This is a genomic window from Pseudomonas gingeri, from assembly GCF_013385635.1.
GTDB classification, from domain to species: Bacteria; Pseudomonadota; Gammaproteobacteria; order Pseudomonadales; family Pseudomonadaceae; genus Aquipseudomonas; species Aquipseudomonas gingeri_A.
The window spans coordinates 19,421-37,675 of record NZ_JACAPR010000008.1; the positions used below are offsets into that span (position 1 = coordinate 19,421).

Below are 18,255 nucleotides of genomic sequence, written 5' to 3' on the forward strand. Positions count from 1 at the left end.
TCTATTTGTCCGGGCTGTCGATGGTCAGGTTCTGTTGCGCGGCGGTGCTGCTGGCCAACGGCTGGCTGCGCCCGATCCACTCGCCGGCCGTCGGTTGGCCGGCGCGGGAAATCCGTGCAACCAGTTGGACTTCAGGAAAGTTCGACAGTTTCAATTGCGGCATCATCGCGTCCGCATCACCCAACTCGACCGTGGCTGGCAGGTCTGCCACCGTCAATCGCTTGGCCGCCAGCGGTGCCGGCGGGCCCTGGGTGGCGCGGGCAAAGACAAACACGCTGTCGCCCGGCTGGACCTTGGCTTTGAGGTCGGCAGCCAGGTCGACACGCACCTTGAGCACGGCGGTCCTGGCAATGGCGACTTCAGCGACCTTGCCCCCACCCTGCACCAGTTTCTCGCTGGCACGCTCGATACCGCCCTGCAACGCCGTGCGGGACTGGTCGTCAGGCGGCAACTGCGCCAACAGGCGTTTCCAGTAGTCGATAGCTTCCTGATAACGCTGGCCTTCGAACGCGGCAATACCGAGCAGGCCCAGGCTGGTGACTTCCTTCGGATCGGCCTTGAGGGCTTCGTCCGTCAGTGCCTGCACTTGCGGCGACCATTGCTTGCCGTCGGCGAAGTACTGCGCCTGCGCCCACTGCCCCAGCAGTTCGGGCTGGCGACCGGCAAGCTTGACCGTGCGCTCGAAAATCTTCGCCGCATCCGCCGCGCGATCCTGGGCCATATAGGCGCGACCGAGGAAGTACAAACCTTCGGCGGAGTCCGGCTGAGCCGCGACCGCCCGCTCCAGGCGTCGGGTCATGTCTTCCATGGACTGCGGTGCCTGGGCGAACTCGCGGGTCAGCTCGACCTTGTCGCTGGCGCCGAAATGCAGGTACAACGCCAAGCCGAGCACAGGTACCAGCACGGCCGCCAGCAGCGGCAACGGCTTGCCCAGCCGCGATACCCGCGCCGGCGCCACACCCTCGGTATCGGCCAGCAATTCGCGGGCGGCTTCGGCCCGGCCGCTGTCCATCTGCTGCGCCGTCAACACGCCCTCTTCCTGCTGGGCCTGCAGCTCAGCCACGCGCTCCTGGTAGAGCGCCACATTCAGCGCGGTGCGATCCTCCTCCCGCTGGGCGCGGCGATCGCGCAAGACCGGGATCAGCAGGAAACTCAGGGCGATCAGTAACAACAGACCTGTAGCGAGCCAGAAATCAATCATTCGTGGTTTTTATCCAGCAGGTGGTCGAGGCGCTCGCGCTCCTCGGCGGAAAGCGCGTCCGGGGCTTCGTGGCGCTGGGCGCGGCGGCGACGGACGATCACGGCGATCACGACCAGGCCACCCAGCAGCAGCCCCGCGGGACCGAACCAGAGCAACGCGGTCTTGCCGGTCAGGGCCGGCTTGTAGCGGACGAAGTCACCATAACGATCGACCATGAAGTCGATGATCTGCTGATTGTCCTTGCCCTCGCCGAGCATGCGAAAAATCTCCCGGCGCAAGTCGGCGGCGATCGGCGCGTTGGAGTCGGCGATGTCCTGGTTCTGGCACTTGGGGCAGCGCAGTTCCTTGGTCAGGTCACGGAAACGCTCGCGCTCGGCCTCGTTGGCGAACTCGTAGGTATCGATGGCGGCGTGGGCCACGCCGGTCAGGGCCAGGCCCAGGGCAACGGCGGCCAACCAGCGCTTCATGGCCGGGCCTCGTCCACCAGCGACTGGTAGACCGCCGCCAGTTGCTCGCGCCAGACCACCTCGTCGATCACCCCGACATATTTGTGGCGAATCACGCCCTTGGCGTCGATGAAGAAGGTTTCCGGCGCGCCATACACGCCCAGATCCAAGCCCAGGGTGCCCTGCTCGTCGCGGATATCCAGCTGGTACGGATTATGGAAATCCTTCAGCCACTTCAGCGCTTCGGCGTTGTCATCCTTGTAGTTCACACCATAGATCTGCACGCCCTGCTGGGCCAGCTTGTTCAGTACCGGATGTTCGACCCGGCAGGAAATGCACCAGGTGCCCCAGACGTTGACCAATGCCGGCTTGCCGTGCAGGTCGAGCTGGGTCAGAGTCTTGTCGCCCTGCACGTTAGGCAGGGAAAACGCCGGGAACGGCTTGCCGATCATGGCCGAGGGCAACTCGGCCGGGTCCAGGTACAACCCCCGGTACAGAAACACCGCCACCACCAGGAACAGCGCCAGCGGCACTACCATTATCCAACGCTTCATGCAGTCGCTCCACTCATGCCCAGTGCTTCCCGCACACGGCTCTTGACCTTGACCCGATAACGCCGGTCCAGCGCCGCCAGCAAACCGCCGAGGCCGGTCAGCAGGCCGCCGAACCAGATCCAGCGGACGAACGGCTTGACGTGCACACGCACCGCCCAGGCGCCATCGCCCAGCGGTTCGCCGAGGGCGACGTAGAGGTCACGGGTGAAACCGGCGTCGATCCCGGCTTCGGTCATCATCGACTGCTGCACGGTATAGAGACGTTTTTCCGGATGCAGCACGGCGACTTCCTTGCCATTGTCGATGACGCGGATGGTGCCTCTGTCCGAGGTGAAGTTCGGCCCCTCGAAATGCTTCGCCCCTTCGAAGACGAAGTGATAACCGGCCAGCTCCATGGACTCGCCCGGCGCCAGGCGCAGGTCGCGCTCGGCGCTCTCCTGGCTCGACAGCACCACGCCCAGGGCGCAGACGGCGATGCCCAGGTGCGCCAGTTGCATGCCCCAGTAGCTGCGGGTCAGGCCCGGCAGGCCCTTGACCAGGCCTTTGTGGCGGGTCTTGTCGAGGATGTCGCGCACACCCGCCAGCAGCACCCAGGCCGCCAGCAGGAACGTCGCCAGCACTGCCCAGTTGAAGTCGCCATAGACCACGCCGGCGACCACGGCCAGGGCCACGCTGCCCAGCAGTACCGGGGTCAGCATGCCCACCAGCCATTTCACCGGGGTGTCTTTCCAGCGCACCAGCACACCGACCGCCATCACCACCATCAATAGCGCCATCAACGGGATGAACAACGCGTTGAAGTACGGCGGGCCGACCGACAGCTTGGCGCCGCTCAGGGCATCGAGCACCAGCGGATAGAGGGTGCCGAGGAGGATCATCGAGGCGGCCACCACCAGCACAAGGTTGTTGCCCAGCAGCAGGGTTTCGCGAGACCACAGGTTGAAGCCGACATGGCTTTTCACTACCGGCGCCCGCAGGGCGAACAGCGTCAGCGAACCGCCGACCACGAACAGCAGGAAGATCAGGATGAACACGCCGCGCGCCGGGTCGGAAGCAAACGCATGCACCGACGTCAGCACGCCCGAACGCACCAGGAAGGTCCCCAGCAGGCTGAGGGAAAACGCGGCGATGGCGAGCAGGACGGTCCAGCTCTTGAACACCCCACGCTTTTCCGTGACCGCCAGGGAATGGATCAGCGCCGTGCCCACCAGCCAGGGCATGAACGAGGCGTTTTCCACCGGGTCCCAGAACCACCAGCCACCCCAGCCGAGTTCGTAGTAGGCCCACCAGGAGCCGAGGGTGATACCGATGCCGAGGAACGCCCAGGCAACAATGGTCCACGGTCGCGACCAGCGCGCCCAGGCCGCGTCGAGCCGGCCACCGAGCAAGGCGGCGATGGCGAAGGCGAAGGCCACGGAGAAACCGACATAGCCCATGTAGAGCATCGGCGGATGGACGATCAGGCCGATGTCCTGCAGCAACGGATTGAGGTCGCGGCCGTCCGCCGGGATCTGCGGCAGGATGCGCGAGAACGGATTGGACGTGAGGATCAGGAACAGCAGGAAGCCGGTGCTGATCATGCCCATCACCGCCAGCACGCGGGCCAGCATCACTTGCGGCAGTTGCCGGGAGAACACCGACACGGCGAAGGTCCAGCCGCCGAGGATCAGTGCCCAGAGCAGCAACGAGCCTTCGTGAGCGCCCCACACGGCGCTGAACTTGAAATACCAGGGCAGAGCGCTGTTGGAGTTGTTGGCGACATAACTGACAGAGAAGTCATCGGTCATGAAGGCATAGGTCAGGACGCCGAAGGCGAAGGCGAGAAAGGCGAACTGCCCCCAGGCCGCGGGTTGCGCCAGGCTCATCCACAAGCGATCGCCGCGCCAGGCGCCCAGCAGGGGAACGACGGCCTGTACCAGGGCAAAGCACAGGGCAAGAATCATGGCCAGGTGGCCCAGCTCGGGAATCATGTTCAACCCTCCTTGGCGGGAGTGGGGGCCGACTGGCCGCTGTCTTTGAGCGCCTTGGTCACTTCCGGCGGCATGTACTTCTCGTCGTGCTTGGCGAGGACCTCATCGGCCACCACCACGCCGTCGGCGTTCAGCTTGCCCAACGCAACGATGCCCTGCCCTTCGCGGAACAGGTCCGGGAGAATCCCGCGGTAGGTGATGGTCACGGACTTGTTGAAGTCGGTGACCACGAATTTCACGTCCAGGGAATCGCCGGAACGCACCAGCGAGCCCTTCTCGACCATGCCACCGGCACGGATCCGCGTGTCCTGGGGGGCTTCGCCATTGGCGATCTGGGTCGGGGTGTAGAACAGGTTGATATTCTCCTGCAACGCGCTCAAGGCCAGGCCGACGGCGGCGCCGACCCCGACCAGGATCGCCAGGATGATGATCAGACGCTTCTTGCGCAGCGGGTTCACTTGGCATTCTCCCGGCGCAGGCGTCGCGCCTCTTGTTGCAGGTAACGACGGTGGGCCAGCAGCGGCGCCGCGACGTTCAGGACCAGGACCGCGAGGCAGATGCCATAGGCCGACCAGACATACAGGCCATGATGGCCCATGGCGAGGAAATCGCCGAATGAAGCAAAACTCATCGGGCCGCCTCCAGCGCGTTCAACACTTCAGCCTTGACCCAACTGGCCCGGGCCTCGCGCTTGAGCACTTCGAGGCGCATGCGCAGCAGTACCACGGCGCCGAAGAAACAGTAGAAGCCCAGCACGGTCAGCAGCAGCGGCATCCACATCTCGACGGGCATCGCCGGCTTCTCGGTGAGGCTGAAGGTCGCGCCCTGGTGCAGGGTGTTCCACCACTCCACCGAGTACTTGATGATCGGGATATTGATCACACCGACAATCGCCAGCACCGCACAGGCCTTGGCCGCGCTGTCACGGTTGGTGATGGCGTTGCCCAGGGCGATCAGGCCGAAGTAGAGAAACAACAGGATCAGCATCGAGGTCAGGCGCGCGTCCCAGACCCACCAGGCGCCCCAGGTCGGCTTGCCCCAGATGGCCCCGGTGACCAGCGCCACGGCGGTCATCCAGGCACCGATGGGCGCCGCGCATTGCAGGGCGACATCGGCCAGTTTCATCTTCCACACCAGCCCCACCACACCACAGACCGCCAGCAGCACATAGCAGGACTGGGCCAGCATCGCGGCCGGCACGTGGATGTAGATGATGCGAAAGCTGTTCCCCTGCTGGTAGTCCGGCGGCGCGAAGGCCAGGCCCCAGATCACGCCGACGCCGATCAGCAGCACGGCGGCAATGCTCAGCCAGGGCAACAGGCGCCCGCTGATGCCATAGAACCATTTGGGCGAGCCCAGTTTATGAAACCAAGTCCAGTTCATCACGGTACATCCAAGGGTCTTTGCTGGTCAGAAATCGACCAGACCTCATTATTCGCCGACGCTGATCTTCAGGCCAGCCGCTATTGCAAAAGGTGTCAGGGTGACCGCCAGGGCGGCCAGGCTACCGAGCCAGAGCAGGTAACCCGTTGCCGGCATGCCCTGCAACGCGGCCTGCAAGGCCCCGCTGCCGAGAATCAGCACCGGGATATACAACGGCAGGATCAGCAACGCCAGCAGCAGTCCACCGCGCTTGAGCCCCACCGTCAATGCCGCACCCACGGCACCGAGCAGACTCAACACCGGCGTCCCCAATAACAGGGACAGCAGCAGCACCGGCAGGCAGGCGGTCGGCAAGCCGAGCATCAGCGCCAGTAACGGCGCCAGCAGCACCAGGGCCAGGCCGGAAAACACCCAGTGTGCCAGTACCTTGGCCAAAACCAGAAGGGCCAGGGGGTGCGACGAAAGGACCCACTGTTCGAGGGAACCGTCTTCGAAATCACTGCGGAAAAGCCCGTCCAGCGAGAGCAGGACGGACAAAAGCGCCGCGACCCAGACCAGTCCCGGCGACAAGGTTTGCAACAGTTTAGTCTCGGGGCCGACCGCCAGCGGGAACAGTGCGATCACGATGGCAAAGAACACCAGCGGGTTGGCCAGTTCCGCCGGGCGCCGGAACAGCAACCGCGCTTCGCGGGCGAACAACAGCCCGAAGACACTCATACAGCCCACCGCCCGAGGTCGAGGTCACGGTAGCCGGCAGGCACGCGGGTCAGGCTGTGGTGGGTGGTCAGCACGATCATGCCGCCCCGTTCGCAGTGAGCGGCGAGATGCTCCTCGAGTTGGGCCACGCCCTGCTTGTCCAGGGCGGTGAAGGGTTCGTCGAGGATCCACAGCGGCGGGCTGTCCAGGTACAGCCGGGCCAGGGCCACGCGACGCTGCTGGCCGGCCGACAGGGTATGGCAGGGCACATCCTCGAAACCGCGCAGGCCGACGGCCGCCAGCGCCTGCCAGATCGCCTCGCGTCCGGCCGGCTGGTGCAGCGCGCAGAGCCAGCTGAGGTTTTCCTCGGCGGTGAGCAGGTCCTTGATCCCGGCGGCATGGCCGATCCACAGCAGCGTGCGCGCCAGCTCGCTGCGATGGCTGTCCAGCGGTTCGCCATTGAGGCGGATCTCGCCGGCGGTCGGCCGCATCAAGCCGGACAGCAGGCGCAACAGGCTGGTCTTGCCGCTGCCGTTGGGGCCGCTGATCTGCAACATGTCGCCGGGGCTCAGGCGCAATTCGAGGTTCTCGAAGAGCATCCGCCAGTCACGCTCACAGGCGAGCGCTACGGCTTCTAGAAGGGGGCTGGTCAAATGATCGAGGCCTTTTGCGGTTCTCAAGTCGGCCATGGCGCGGCCGTTAACGTGAGGCAGAATAAATGCTTTTGCGGCTCTATCCACAGAGCTGTGTCAATTTATGCGATATTTTGGACACACTTTCGGGGTGGCGCGGCATTATACATGCCATGCCCTACTCCAAAGAGGGCTATTTCGACAGGTTGCGACCCGATGACAGGCGAACTCAACATCCCTCCCCTGGCCCAGTTGATCCAGGCCAGCAGCCGTCCGGCGGTCCTCGCCAGCGAACTGCTGAAGCTGAACCCGCCTCTCGACGGGCTGATCGCTCCCGGGCAAAGCGCCAAGGCCGATGTGCTGTCGCTGAAACAGGCAGACCAGACCTTCCAGCTGTTGCTCAAGCTGACCACCGACAACGGTCGCCAGACCACCGTACAGGCCACCAGCAACCAGCCGTTGCCCCAGGGCACCCAACTGACCGTGACCCAGCCCTCGGCCGGCAACCTCGCCATCACCGTGCAGCAGGCCCTCAGTGCCAGCGTGGCCGCCCTGACCCGCCTGGACACCGCGCAATTGCCGGTCGGCACCCTGCTGCAAGGCAAGGTCATGACCACCCAGGTGCTACCGCAAGTGCCCGGCCAGCCGCTGGTCTATCGCTCGCTGGTAAGCCTGCTCAATACCGTGCTGAGCGGCACCACCCTGGCCCTCGACAGCCCGCAACCACTGCGCATCGGCAGCCTGCTCAGTGCCCTGGTGCAGGACGCGCAGAGCCTGAGCTTCGTGCCGCTGGGCGGTCGCCAGGACCAGTTGGCGGTGGCCCAGCAACTGCTGACCCAGCAAGGCCGCCAGGGTTCGCTGGACAGCCTGATCAACAGCCTGCAGAACCTCCCACAGAAAGACGATCTGCCGTCCGACCTGCGTGCCGCCATCGCCACCCTGCTCGACGACCTGCCCGACCTCGCGCAACTGAGCAATCCCAAGAGCCTGGCCCTGGCCCTGCAGAACAGCGGGCTGTTTCTCGAAGCCAGACTGTTGCTGGGGCAGAACCCGGCCATGGCGCCGGACCTCAAGGGCAACCTGTTGCGCCTGATCGCCCAGATCATGCCGCAGTTGCCGGATACCCCGGCCAACAACCCGGGGGCATCCGCCGCCGTGCTGGCCCAGGCCTTGCCGGGGTTTGTCCGCAGTGCCCTGGGGGCGCTTGGCCAGGTCGGCGGCAAGGCCCAGCCCATCAGTTTTCCGCTGCCCTCGCGGCTGCTGCAAAGCCTGGCCGGCGAAGGTGGCCTGGAGAGCCTGCTGCGCCTCGCCGCCGCCGCTGTCTCACGCCTGCAAAGCCATCAATTGTCGAGCCTGGAACAGACCGGTCGGACACCCGACGGCAACCTGCAAACCACCTGGCAACTGGAAATACCCATGCGCAACCTGCAGGACATCGTGCCCCTGCAGATCAAGATCCAGCATGAGGAAACCGCGGAAAAGGAATCCGACGAAAAGCCCGGACAACGCGAGCAGAAGGCACCGCTGTGGCGCGTGGAACTGGCCTTCGACCTGGATCCGCTGGGTCCGCTGCATGTCCAGGCGCAACTGCTGCAAGGCAACCTGTCCGGCCATCTCTGGGCCGAACGCCCCTATACCGCGAGCCTGATCGAAAGCGAACTGGGTGCGTTGCGTGAGCAATTGCGCAGCAGCGGCCTGAATGTCGGCGAACTCGACTGCCACCAGGGCACACCGCCACAAGGCACGCAAACCCGACTGGAACAACGCTGGGTCGACGAAACCGCATGAAGAATCCGCATACCCCACGCCAGGCCATTGCCCTCAAGTACGATGGCCGGCAAGCCCCGACCCTGACCGCCAAGGGCGATGAAGAACTGGCCGAAGCCATCCTCAAGCTGGCCCGCGACTATGAGGTGCCGATCTACGAGAACGCCGAACTGGTGAAGCTGCTGGCCCGCCTGGAACTGGGCGATAGCATTCCGGAGGAGCTGTACCGCACCATTGCCGAGATCATTGCCTTTGCCTGGCGCCTGAAGGGGAAATTTCCCCAGGGACAGGACCCGGATGCGCCGGCGGTGGAGAAGGATGTCACTGCCAGGGGAGACGACTACTGATCGCTCCCACAGGGCCTGCAGCCGTGACGCTGTGGGAGCGGGCTTGCCCGCGAAGCTTTTGAGCGGACGCGGAGCGTCCCGTAAGGCATTCCCACGCTGGAGCGTGAGAACGATCAGCGTAGGTCTAGCCCATCAATTGCGATGCAGCTTGCTCATCAGTTCCGCTTCGGCCTGGGTCAGGCCACAGGACTGGGTCAGTTCGTCGACGCTGGCACCCATGCCGACCAGGCGGGCGGCCTGGGCGAAGGACAGGGTCGAGGGATCGCGCTGCTCCAGTTGTGCCAGCTTGTCCGGCAAGGGACCGACCACCGCGCGCAGTTCGTGCAGGTCCTCGCCCATGCGCACCGTACCGTTCTGGAAATTGTCGACCCGCCGGGCCAGTTCCTTGATGCGCTGGTCGCGCAACGCATCGCCCTCGGCCTGCTGCGCGGCGATCTGCCGCTGGCTACGGGTATGCGCCAGGAACATGCCCAGCGTCCCGGCCCACAACAGGGCCAGGAGGATGACTGCAACCTCAAGAATCAATCAGATGCTCTCCAGCTCGGACCATTCTTCTTCGCTCATCATCTTGTCCAGCTCGACCAGGATCAGCAACTCGCCGTTCTTGTTGCACACGCCCTGGATGAACTTGGCCGACTCTTCGTTACCGACGTTCGGTGCGGTCTCGACTTCCGACTGACGCAGGTAAACCACTTCCGCCACGCTATCGACCATGATACCGACCACTTGCTTGTCGGCTTCGATGATGACGATACGGGTATTGTCGTTGACTTCGGTCGGCACCAGGCCGAAACGCTGGCGGGTGTCGATCACGGTGACGACGTTACCGCGCAGGTTGATGATCCCCAGCACGTAGCTCGGTGCACCCGGTACCGGAGCGATCTCGGTATAACGCAGGACTTCCTGGACCCGCATCACGTTGATGCCATAGGACTCGTTGTCCAGCTTGAACGTCACCCACTGCAGGATTGGATCATCGGAACCCTGTGAAGACGCTGACTTATTCATACCCCTGCCCCTCGATTACCGTTGATACGGTGTGTGTGCTGTCTGACGCCCGGGCGCAATAGCCGCCCTGGCGCTGTTATTTGTTGGTTGGCTTGTTCAACTGCATGTGCTTGACCGCGCCGCTGGCGATCAACTCGGCCAGCTCGGAGACGTCGAGCAGCGCACACATGTGTTCGATGACCGTGCCCGCCAGCCACGGTCGCTGTCCACGATGGGTGCGCCATTTGATTTCATTGGGGTCCAGGCGCAACGAGCGACTGACCTGATGCACCGCCAGCCCCCATTCGTAGCCCTGTACCGAAATAACGTATTGCAACCCCTGGCGGAAGTCGTCGCGATAGCGATCAGGCATCACCCAGCGGGCGGTGTCCAGCACCTTCAGATTACCGGCCTGACTCGGCAGGATGCCGAGAAACCAGTCCGGCTGGCCGAACAAGGGTGTCAGCTCATGGCCGGCCAGGGAGTAGATCGATCCCAGGCACACCAGCGGTACCGCCAGGGTCAGCCCGGCGACATCGAACAACAGGCATTCGAATGGCTCGGCCGCCCAATGCGGACGCGCGTCACCTTCGAGCGGCGGCGGTGGAATGTTCTGGGCGGGAGGCAGATGCACCTCGACCACCGGCTCCACCAGTACCGGTGCGACCGGAAGGGCCGCCGGCACCGCGACCTCAACCGGCACTTCAACAGGAGCAGGAACCGGCGCCAGCGCGACAGGTGCAACAACCGCCTGGGCTGCGAGAGCGTCACGGGCCTGTTCTTCCAGTACCGCTGCCTGGAATTCATCCAGTTCGCCGACCCGCTCGGGCTCGACCGGCACCGGGACTGCAATCTCGGGCTCCACGGCAAACGCTACCGGCAGCTCTTCGGTCGCCTCTTGCAGCAAGGCATCCAGATAGGACTGCAACGCCACCTGCGGACGGGTCGTGATGTCGACAGGACGGTTCATCTGAATACCCATGGAGATGCCCCGCTACAGTGACCTGTAGGGGTTATCGGCGGGACCGGCAGGCGACTTGAGCAATACCTCATGTCAGGCCACCTGCGGGACGAGCTGCTGGGTCAGCAGATGCTTGAGCAACGCCCGGTAAGCCAGCACGCCACGGCTCTTGCCGTCGAACTGCGACGGCGTGACCCCGGCCCGGCTGGCGTCACGCAGGCGCGTGTCGACCGGAATATAGCCTTGCCAGATCGATTCAGGGAACTTGTCGCGCAGCACCCTCAAGGTGCCCATGGACGCCTGGGTCCGCCGGTCGAACAGGGTCGGCACGATGGTATAGGGCAAGGCCTGCTTGCGTGAGCGGTTGATCATCGCCAGGGTGTTGACCATGCGCTCCAGGCCCTTCACCGCCAGGTGTTCGGTCTGCACCGGGACCACCAGTTGCTGGCTGGCCGCCAGGGCATTGACCATCAGCACGCCGAGCAAGGGCGGGCTGTCGATCACCGCATAGTCGAAATCCTGCCACAACTGCGCCAGGCTCTTGGCGATCACCAGCCCCAGCCCGCTCTGGCCCGGCGACAGGCGCTCGAGAGTGGCCAGCGCGGTACTGGAAGGCAGCAGGGAAATGCGTTCGTCACTGGTCGACAGCAGCAGCTGGCCAGGCAAGCCTTCGGGCACCTGGCCGCGGTGCTGGAACAGGTCGAAGTTGCTGTGTTCCAGGGTGTCTGGATCGTAGCCGAAGTAGCTGGTCATCGAGCCGTGCGGGTCGAGGTCGACGACGACCACGCGCTTGCCCGCCTCGGCCAGCAAGCCGGCTAAAGCGATGGAGGAAGTGGTCTTACCGACGCCACCTTTTTGATTGGCTACTGCCCAGACTCTCATTCAGTGTGTTCCTCCCGGCAAAGCGTCAGGCTCGCCGAGAAATAGCGCTAAGTTATAGAGCAGGTGCCGGAGATTTGACGGCGTTCTCGCGTACCGCTTGCTTTACCGCTGGCGGTGCAGTTTGTGTGCCAGCACGCTTGAGTGCCGCATCGGGTGTCGCATGGGCGGTCCCCGTGCCGGTCAGGCTGCGGCGTACATCAAGGTTGCGCGACACCACCAGCACCACCCGGCGATTGCGCGCCCGGCCTTCCGCCGTGGCGTTGTTGGCCACCGGCTGGAACTCGCCGTAACCGACCGAGGCCATCCGCTGCGGGTTGACCCCTTCCATGGCCATCATGCGCACGATACTCGACGAACGCGCCGAAGACAGTTCCCAGTTGGTCGGATACTGCGTCGTGCGAATCGGCTGGTCATCGGTAAAACCCTCGACATGGATCGGGTTGTCGAAGGGTTTGAGGATCTTCGACACCTTGGCGATGATGTCGAAGGCCTTGTCGCTGGGCAAGGCGTCGCCGCTGCCGAACAACAGGCCGGAATTGAGTTCGATCTCGACCCACAGTTCGTTGCCGCGCACGGTCATCTGGTTGGAACTGATCAGGTCGCCGAACGCCGCGCTGATATCGTCGGCAATGCTCTTGAGCGGATCCGCGGCGCCCTGGCCGAAGGCGGCGTCGGTCTGCTCGGCGTCCTTGATCAGCGGGTCCGCCGGCTTGACGGTCACCGGCCGCTCATCGCCGATGGGGATCGGCTTGAGGCTGCGGTCGGCATCGGTGAAGACGCCGACCAGGGCCTGGGAGATGATCTTGTACTTGCCTTCGTTGATCGACGAGATCGAGTACATGACCACGAAAAAGGCGAACAGCAGGGTGATGAAGTCGGCGTAGGAAACCAGCCAGCGCTCGTGGTTCACATGCTCTTCGTGTTGGCGGCGTCTGGCCATGTCCTACTCCATCAGTCCATGAAGCCCTGGAGCTTCAGTTCAATGGAGCGCGGGTTCTCGCCTTCGGCAATCGACAGGATGCCTTCGAGGAGCATTTCCCGATAACGCGACTGGCGCAGGGCAATCGACTTCAGTTTGCTGGCAATCGGCAACAACACCAGGTTGGCACTGGCCACGCCATAGATGGTCGCGACGAACGCCACGGCAATGCCGTTACCCAGTTGCGATGGATCGCCGAGGTTGCCCATCACGTGGATCAGCCCCATGACCGCGCCGATGATGCCGATGGTCGGCGCGTAGCCGCCCATGCTTTCGAAGACCTTGGCGGCTTCGATATCACGGCTTTCCTGGGTGTAGAAATCCACTTCGAGGATACTGCGGATGGCTTCCGGCTCGGCACCGTCGACCAGCAATTGCAGGCCCTTGCGCGAGTAGGTATCCGGTTCGGCATCGGCCACGCCTTCCAGGCCCAGCAGGCCTTCCTTGCGCGCCGTCAGGCTCCAGTTCACCACACGATCGATGCCACCGGGCAGGTCGACACGGGGCGGGAACAGGATCCAGATGAGAATCTGCATGGCCCGCTTGAACGCGCTCATCGGCGACTGCAGCAAGGCCGCGCCGATGGTCCCGCCCAGCACGATCAGGGCCGCCGGACCGTTGGCCAGGGCGCCGAGGTGGCCGCCTTCGAGGTAGTTGCCGCCGATAATGGCGACAAACGCCATGATGATGCCGATAAGGCTCAATACATCCATCAGATACAAGCCTCGACCAGGTGCTTGCCGATATCGTCCAGGCTGTACACGGCATCCGCCAGCTCAGCCTTGACGATCGCCATCGGCATGCCGTAGATCACGCAGCTCGCCTCGTCCTGGGCCCAGATCGCACTGCCGCCCTGCTTGAGCAGGCGTGCACCTTCACGACCGTCGGCGCCCATGCCGGTCAACACCACCGCCAGAACTTTGTCGCCGTAGGACTTGGCCGCGGAACCGAAGGTGATATCCACGCACGGCTTGTAGTTCAGACGCTCGTCACCCGGGAGAATCTTCACCGCGCCACGGCCGTCGATCATCATCTGCTTGCCACCCGGGGCCAGCAGCGCCAGGCCCGGACGCAGGATATCGCCATCCTCGGCTTCCTTGACGCTGATCCGGCACAGCTTGTCCAGGCGCTCGGCAAACGCCTTGGTGAAGGCCGCCGGCATATGCTGGATCAGCACGATCGGCGCCGGGAAATTCGCCGGCAGTTGTGTCAGGACCCGTTGCAGCGCGACCGGACCGCCGGTGGACGTGCCAATGGCAACCAGCTTGTAGGCCTTGCGCTTCGGTGCGGCCGAGGTCGATGCGGCGGGCGCCGGGGCGCGACTGGCCACCGGTGTGGTGCGCACGGGGGCCGGGGCCGCAGTGCTGCTGCCAAAGCTGCCGGACGGGGCCGGCGTGGCGCTCGGCGCCGGAGTTGGCTGCGAGGCCGGGGTGCTGTAGCTGCTGAAACGACGGTTACTGCGCGAAATGCTGTGCACCTTCTCGCACAGCAGTTGCTTGACCTTCTCGGGATTGCGCGAGATGTCTTCGAAATTCTTCGGCAGGAAGTCCACGGCACCGGCATCCAGCGCGTCGAGGGTGACCCGGGCGCCTTCGTGGGTCAGCGACGAGAACATCAGAACCGGAGTCGGGCAGCGCTGCATGATATGCCGCACCGCCGTGATGCCATCCATCATCGGCATCTCGTAGTCCATGGTGATCACGTCCGGCTTGAGCGCCAGGGCCTGATCGATGGCTTCTTTACCATTGGTCGCCGTACCGACGACCTGGATACTCGGATCCGCCGAAAGGATTTCCGAGACGCGGCGGCGGAAAAACCCCGAATCATCCACCACCAGGACCTTGACTACCATAAACACTCCGTTAGGCACGGCGGCGGACTCATGCACCGCCGCCGAACCAGAATCAAATACGCCGTGCGGCGTAACGCTTGAGCATGCTCGGCACATCGAGAATCAGTGCGATGCGACCGTCACCGGTGATGGTGGCGCCCGACATGCCCGGGGTTCCCTGCAGCATTTTGCCCAGCGGCTTGATGACCACTTCTTCCTGGCCGACCAGTTGATCGACGACAAAGCCGATTCGCTGGGTGCCCACCGAAAGGATCACCACGTGGCCTTCGCGCTGCTCTTCGTGAGCGGCGGAGCTGACCAGCCAGCGCTTGAGGTAGAACAGCGGCAGGGCCTTGTCCCGTACGATCACCACTTCCTGACCGTCGACCACGTTGGTGCGCGACAGGTCGAGGTGGAAGATCTCGTTGACGTTGACCAGCGGGAACGCGAAGGCCTGGTTGCCGAGCATGACCATCAGCGTCGGCATGATCGCCAGGGTCAACGGGACCTTGATGACGATCTTCGAGCCCTTGCCCTTGGTCGAGTAGATATTGATCGTACCGTTGAGCTGGGCGATTTTGGTTTTCACCACATCCATGCCCACGCCACGACCGGATACGTCGGAAATCTCGGTCTTGGTCGAGAAGCCCGGGGCGAAGATCAGGTTGAAGCAGTCGGTCTCGCTGAGACGGTCCGCGGCATCCTTGTCCATCAGGCCTTTCTTCACGGCGATGCCGCGCAGCACGTCGGCGTCCATGCCCTTGCCGTCATCGGAGATCGACAGCAGGATGTGATCGCCTTCCTGCTCCGCGGAGAGAATCACTCGACCGCTACGGGGCTTGCCCATGGCTTCGCGGTCGGCCGGTTCTTCGATACCATGGTCGACCGAGTTGCGCACCAAGTGGACCAGCGGGTCGGCCAGGGCCTCGACAAGGTTCTTGTCGAGGTCGGTTTCTTCACCCACCAGTTCCAGGTTGATTTCTTTCTTCAACTGCCGGGCCAGGTCGCGAACCAGGCGCGGGAAGCGGCCGAAGACTTTCTTGATCGGCTGCATCCGGGTCTTCATCACCGCGGTCTGCAGGTCTGCAGTCACCACGTCGAGGTTGGACACCGCCTTGGACATGGCCTCGTCGCCGCTATTGAGGCCCAGGCGCACCAGACGGTTACGCACCAGCACCAACTCGCCGACCATGTTCATGATTTCGTCGAGGCGTGCGGTATCGACCCGTACGGTGGTTTCGGCTTCGCTGGCCGGCTTTTCCGCCGCAGCGGCTGCCGGTGCACGCGCAGGAGCAGGAGCAGACGCTGCGGCGGCGGGTGCCGGAGCAGGCTTGGCCGGTTCCACCTTGTCTGCGGCCTTGGCCGCAGGCGTCGCAGCCGGTTTGGCCGCAGCCGGTGCCGCGACGGCAGCCGTGGTGCCACCGGCCACTTCGGAGAACTTGCCCTTGCCATGCAACTCGTCGAGCAGGGATTCGAACTCATGATCGGTGATCAGGTCGCCACCCCCGGCCGCTGCACTGTCTGGGGCTTTCGCCGCCGGCGCAGGAGCGGCTGGCGCGTCGAGTGCGTCGACCTTGAACGAACCCTTGCCATGCAATTGATCGAGCAAGGCTTCGAATTCGTCGTCGGTGATATCGGTGCTTTCCGGCGCCGAGGCCGGTGCAGCCGTGGTGCTCGCCGCTGCGGCGGCCTCGGCGGCAATAGCCTCGGGAGCAAACTGGCCCTTGCCGTGCAACTGATCGAGCAACGACTCGAACTCGGCATCGGTGATCTCGTCGCTACCCGCTTCGGCAGCCACCGCGGCTGCCGCCACAGGCGCTTGCGCCTGTTCCTTGACCGCATTGAGCGAGTCGAGGAGCAATTCGAATTCATTGTCGGTGATGTCACCTGAATCGGCGACCGGCTCGACGACAGCCTCTTCCACCACGGCAACCGCTGCTTCACCGGCAGCTGCCGGCTCCGCCAGGCGCGCCAGGGCGGCCAGCAACTCCGGAGTGGCGGCGGTGATCGGGCTGCGTTCGCGAACTTCGCTGAACATGCCGTTGACCGCATCCAGCGCTTCCAGGACCACGTCCATCAATTCCGAGTCGACGCGACGCTCACCCTTGCGCAGGATGTCGAACACGTTCTCGGCGATGTGACAGCACTCCACCAGCTCGTTGAGCTGGAGGAAGCCGGCGCCCCCTTTTACAGTGTGAAAACCGCGAAAAATGGCATTGAGCAGATCCGCGTCATCCGGGCGGCTTTCCAGCTCGACCAGTTGCTCGGACAGTTGCTCAAGAATCTCGCCGGCCTCAACCAGGAAATCCTGAAGGATCTCTTCATCGGCGCCGAAGCTCATGTGTATGGGTGCTCCTAGAATCCAAGGCTGGAAAGCAAATCGTCGACATCGTCCTGACCGGACATAACGTCTTCACGTTTATCGGCATGAATCTGCGGACCTTCACCCTTTGCCATCTGTTTTTGTGGATCTTTTTCCGCGAGGATGGCTTCGCGGTCATGTTCGATACCCGCAAAACGATCGACCTGGCTGGCCATCAGCACCAGTTTGAGCAGATTGCTTTCGACTTCGGTGACCATTTGCGTGACGCGCTTGATCACCTGACCGGTAAGGTCCTGGTAATCCTGGGCCAGCAGAATGTCATTGAGATCGCTCGACACGGCGCGGGTCTCCTGCTCGCTGCGCGAGAGAAAACCATCGACCCGCCGGGCCAGCGCGCGAAACTCTTCGGCACCGACTTCACGCCGCATGAAACGACCCCAGTCGGCGCTCAGCGCCTTGGCTTCGTCATTCAGACCGTTGACCCGAGGGGTCGCGCTCTCCACCAGGTCCATGGTGCGATTGGCCGCCGCCTCGGTCAGCCTGACCACATAGGACAGGCGCTCGGTGGCGTCGGTGATCTGCGAAACTTCCTCGGCTTGCGGCATGGTCGGATCAATCTGGAAATTGACGATCGCGCTGTGCAGTTCGCGGGTCAGCTTGCCGACTTCCAGATACAGGCCGCGGTCACGGGTCTGATTCAGCTCATGGATCATTTGCACCGCGTCGCCGAAGCGGCCTTTTTCAAGGCTGTCGACCAGTTCACGGGCATGTTTTTTCAGGGTCGATTCAAAATCGCCCAGTGAAGATTCGTTGTGCTCCATAGCGCCCCCGTGGCGGACTTCATCAACCGATGCGTTCGAAGATTTTCTCGATCTTCTCTTTCAGCGCCTGGGCCGTGAATGGTTTGACCACATAGCCGTTGACGCCGGCCTGGGCGGCTTCGATGATCTGCTCGCGCTTGGCTTCGGCCGTGACCATCAGGACCGGCAGGTGCTTGAGCTTTTCATCGGCACGCACATGGCGCAGCAGGTCGATGCCGGTCATGCCGGGCATGTTCCAGTCGGTAACCAGAAAGTCGATGCTACCGCTGTTGAGGACCGGAATGGCGGTAGTACCGTCATCGGCCTCGACCGTGTTGGTGAACCCGAGGTCACGCAACAGGTTCTTGATGATCCGCCGCATCGTTGAGAAGTCATCAACAATGAGGATTTTCATGTTCTTGTTCAATTCGACCTCCAAGCAGTCTTAAACGCGTTTCAGCACCTGAACGCGCTGTTCAATCAATTCGGCACAACA

At 63.5% G+C, this 18,255-nt stretch carries 21 protein-coding genes; 2 read left to right on the forward strand and 19 right to left on the reverse strand.

Going from position 1 to position 18,255, the window contains the following annotated elements:
- Window position 1 precedes the first annotated feature (1 nt).
- From ccmI to ccmA, 9 genes are read right to left on the reverse strand one after another with little or no spacing between them, the layout of a single operon-like run.
- Window positions 2-1,201, reverse strand: coding sequence for a c-type cytochrome biogenesis protein CcmI (gene ccmI / locus HX851_RS36350; protein ID WP_177060461.1), 1,200 nt, complete (start codon window positions 1,199-1,201; stop codon window positions 2-4).
- Window positions 1,198-1,668, reverse strand: a complete 471-nt coding sequence (locus HX851_RS36355) for a cytochrome c-type biogenesis protein (RefSeq protein WP_177060454.1) — start codon at window positions 1,666-1,668, stop codon at window positions 1,198-1,200. Before HX851_RS36355 ends, ccmI begins: the two co-directional genes overlap by 4 nt.
- Window positions 1,665-2,201, reverse strand: coding sequence for a DsbE family thiol:disulfide interchange protein (locus HX851_RS36360; RefSeq protein WP_177060452.1), 537 nt, complete (start codon window positions 2,199-2,201; stop codon window positions 1,665-1,667). The genes HX851_RS36355 and HX851_RS36360 overlap by 4 nt, the downstream gene beginning before the upstream one ends.
- Entirely contained in the window at window positions 2,198-4,171 is a 1,974-nt protein-coding gene (locus HX851_RS36365) for a heme lyase CcmF/NrfE family subunit (protein ID WP_177060450.1), read from the reverse strand. The genes HX851_RS36360 and HX851_RS36365 overlap by 4 nt, the downstream gene beginning before the upstream one ends.
- Window positions 4,172-4,173: 2 nt before the next feature.
- A complete protein-coding gene (gene ccmE / locus HX851_RS36370; RefSeq protein WP_177060447.1) occupies window positions 4,174-4,629 on the reverse strand; it encodes a cytochrome c maturation protein CcmE in 456 nt (151 codons plus the stop codon).
- Window positions 4,626-4,802 carry a heme exporter protein CcmD gene (gene ccmD / locus HX851_RS36375; protein ID WP_177064849.1) on the reverse strand — a complete coding sequence of 59 codons (177 nt, stop codon included), beginning with the start codon at window positions 4,800-4,802 and terminating at the stop codon, window positions 4,626-4,628. Before ccmD ends, ccmE begins: the two co-directional genes overlap by 4 nt.
- Window positions 4,799-5,557, reverse strand: a complete 759-nt coding sequence (locus tag HX851_RS36380; RefSeq protein WP_177064847.1) for a heme ABC transporter permease — start codon at window positions 5,555-5,557, stop codon at window positions 4,799-4,801. Before HX851_RS36380 ends, ccmD begins: the two co-directional genes overlap by 4 nt.
- Before the next feature lie 45 nt (window positions 5,558-5,602).
- Window positions 5,603-6,271 (reverse strand): heme exporter protein CcmB, encoded by a 669-nt coding sequence (ccmB, locus tag HX851_RS36385; protein ID WP_017124396.1) that lies wholly within the window; start codon window positions 6,269-6,271, stop codon window positions 5,603-5,605.
- The gene (gene ccmA / locus HX851_RS36390; RefSeq protein ID WP_177060441.1) at window positions 6,268-6,939 is read right to left on the reverse strand and encodes a cytochrome c biogenesis heme-transporting ATPase CcmA; all 672 of its coding nucleotides are present in this window, start codon (window positions 6,937-6,939) and stop codon (window positions 6,268-6,270) included. The genes ccmB and ccmA overlap by 4 nt, the downstream gene beginning before the upstream one ends.
- A 159-nt stretch (window positions 6,940-7,098) precedes the next feature.
- Here ccmA and fliK point away from each other — a divergent pair, with 159 nt between their 5' ends.
- Both fliK and HX851_RS36400 read left to right on the forward strand, forming a co-directional pair.
- Window positions 7,099-8,670 (forward strand): flagellar hook-length control protein FliK, encoded by a 1,572-nt coding sequence (gene fliK, locus HX851_RS36395; RefSeq protein WP_177064845.1) that lies wholly within the window; start codon window positions 7,099-7,101, stop codon window positions 8,668-8,670.
- The gene (locus HX851_RS36400; RefSeq protein WP_177060437.1) at window positions 8,667-8,996 is read left to right on the forward strand and encodes an EscU/YscU/HrcU family type III secretion system export apparatus switch protein; all 330 of its coding nucleotides are present in this window, start codon (window positions 8,667-8,669) and stop codon (window positions 8,994-8,996) included. The genes fliK and HX851_RS36400 overlap by 4 nt, the downstream gene beginning before the upstream one ends.
- A gap of 132 nt (window positions 8,997-9,128) precedes the next feature.
- Here the strand turns inward: HX851_RS36400 and HX851_RS36405 are convergent, their stop codons facing one another.
- The 10 genes from HX851_RS36405 to HX851_RS36450 all read right to left on the reverse strand — a co-directional run bounded on the left by HX851_RS36405 (window position 9,129) and on the right by HX851_RS36450 (window position 18,174).
- A complete protein-coding gene (locus tag HX851_RS36405) occupies window positions 9,129-9,521 on the reverse strand; it encodes a DUF2802 domain-containing protein (RefSeq protein ID WP_177060435.1) in 393 nt (130 codons plus the stop codon).
- A complete protein-coding gene (locus HX851_RS36410) occupies window positions 9,522-10,004 on the reverse strand; it encodes a chemotaxis protein CheW (RefSeq protein ID WP_017124401.1) in 483 nt (160 codons plus the stop codon).
- Window positions 10,005-10,080: 76 nt separating this feature from the next.
- Window positions 10,081-10,953: a CheW domain-containing protein gene (locus tag HX851_RS36415; RefSeq protein ID WP_177060432.1), complete on the reverse strand. Its 873-nt coding sequence runs from the start codon at window positions 10,951-10,953 to the stop codon at window positions 10,081-10,083.
- A gap of 84 nt (window positions 10,954-11,037) precedes the next feature.
- The gene (locus tag HX851_RS36420) at window positions 11,038-11,826 is read right to left on the reverse strand and encodes a ParA family protein (RefSeq protein ID WP_177064843.1); all 789 of its coding nucleotides are present in this window, start codon (window positions 11,824-11,826) and stop codon (window positions 11,038-11,040) included.
- 52 nt (window positions 11,827-11,878) lie between these two features.
- On the reverse strand, window positions 11,879-12,766 hold the full coding sequence (motD, locus tag HX851_RS36425; RefSeq protein ID WP_177060430.1) for a flagellar motor protein MotD: 888 nt from the start codon (window positions 12,764-12,766) through the stop codon (window positions 11,879-11,881).
- Between the two features lie 11 nt (window positions 12,767-12,777).
- The gene (locus HX851_RS36430; RefSeq protein WP_177060429.1) at window positions 12,778-13,518 is read right to left on the reverse strand and encodes a flagellar motor protein; all 741 of its coding nucleotides are present in this window, start codon (window positions 13,516-13,518) and stop codon (window positions 12,778-12,780) included.
- Window positions 13,518-14,657, reverse strand: a complete 1,140-nt coding sequence (locus HX851_RS36435; protein WP_177060428.1) for a protein-glutamate methylesterase/protein-glutamine glutaminase — start codon at window positions 14,655-14,657, stop codon at window positions 13,518-13,520. The genes HX851_RS36430 and HX851_RS36435 overlap by 1 nt, the downstream gene beginning before the upstream one ends.
- Window positions 14,658-14,709: 52 nt before the next feature.
- On the reverse strand, window positions 14,710-16,977 hold the full coding sequence (locus HX851_RS36440; RefSeq protein WP_177060427.1) for a chemotaxis protein CheA: 2,268 nt from the start codon (window positions 16,975-16,977) through the stop codon (window positions 14,710-14,712).
- Window positions 16,978-16,991: 14 nt separating this feature from the next.
- Window positions 16,992-17,780, reverse strand: a complete 789-nt coding sequence (locus HX851_RS36445; protein ID WP_177060426.1) for a protein phosphatase CheZ — start codon at window positions 17,778-17,780, stop codon at window positions 16,992-16,994.
- Between the two features lie 22 nt (window positions 17,781-17,802).
- Window positions 17,803-18,174, reverse strand: a complete 372-nt coding sequence (locus HX851_RS36450) for a chemotaxis response regulator CheY (RefSeq protein WP_003183998.1) — start codon at window positions 18,172-18,174, stop codon at window positions 17,803-17,805.
- Window positions 18,175-18,255: the final 81 nt, after the last annotated feature.

Bases quoted from the DNA above. Each gene is read 5' to 3' on its own strand.
- ccmA (WP_177060441.1), bottom strand. From the start codon at position 6,939: ATGGCCGACTTGAGAACCGCAAAAGGCCTCGATCATTTGACCAGCCCC.
- HX851_RS36360 (WP_177060452.1), bottom strand. From the start codon at position 2,201: ATGAAGCGTTGGATAATGGTAGTGCCGCTGGCGCTGTTCCTGGTGGTG.
- HX851_RS36415 (WP_177060432.1), bottom strand. From the start codon at position 10,953: ATGAACCGTCCTGTCGACATCACGACCCGTCCGCAGGTGGCGTTGCAG.
- ccmB (WP_017124396.1), bottom strand. From the start codon at position 6,271: ATGAGTGTCTTCGGGCTGTTGTTCGCCCGCGAAGCGCGGTTGCTGTTC.
- HX851_RS36365 (WP_177060450.1), bottom strand. From the start codon at position 4,171: ATGATTCCCGAGCTGGGCCACCTGGCCATGATTCTTGCCCTGTGCTTT.
- HX851_RS36445 (WP_177060426.1), bottom strand. From the start codon at position 17,780: ATGGAGCACAACGAATCTTCACTGGGCGATTTTGAATCGACCCTGAAA.
- HX851_RS36400 (WP_177060437.1), top strand. From the start codon at position 8,667: ATGAAGAATCCGCATACCCCACGCCAGGCCATTGCCCTCAAGTACGAT.
- HX851_RS36440 (WP_177060427.1), bottom strand. From the start codon at position 16,977: ATGAGCTTCGGCGCCGATGAAGAGATCCTTCAGGATTTCCTGGTTGAG.
- HX851_RS36450 (WP_003183998.1), bottom strand. From the start codon at position 18,174: ATGAAAATCCTCATTGTTGATGACTTCTCAACGATGCGGCGGATCATC.
- ccmD (WP_177064849.1), bottom strand. From the start codon at position 4,802: ATGAGTTTTGCTTCATTCGGCGATTTCCTCGCCATGGGCCATCATGGC.
- ccmI (WP_177060461.1), bottom strand. From the start codon at position 1,201: ATGATTGATTTCTGGCTCGCTACAGGTCTGTTGTTACTGATCGCCCTG.
- HX851_RS36435 (WP_177060428.1), bottom strand. From the start codon at position 14,657: ATGGTAGTCAAGGTCCTGGTGGTGGATGATTCGGGGTTTTTCCGCCGC.
- HX851_RS36410 (WP_017124401.1), bottom strand. From the start codon at position 10,004: ATGAATAAGTCAGCGTCTTCACAGGGTTCCGATGATCCAATCCTGCAG.
- fliK (WP_177064845.1), top strand. From the start codon at position 7,099: ATGACAGGCGAACTCAACATCCCTCCCCTGGCCCAGTTGATCCAGGCC.
- HX851_RS36430 (WP_177060429.1), bottom strand. From the start codon at position 13,518: ATGGATGTATTGAGCCTTATCGGCATCATCATGGCGTTTGTCGCCATT.
- motD (WP_177060430.1), bottom strand. From the start codon at position 12,766: ATGGCCAGACGCCGCCAACACGAAGAGCATGTGAACCACGAGCGCTGG.
- HX851_RS36420 (WP_177064843.1), bottom strand. From the start codon at position 11,826: ATGAGAGTCTGGGCAGTAGCCAATCAAAAAGGTGGCGTCGGTAAGACC.
- HX851_RS36355 (WP_177060454.1), bottom strand. From the start codon at position 1,668: ATGAAGCGCTGGTTGGCCGCCGTTGCCCTGGGCCTGGCCCTGACCGGC.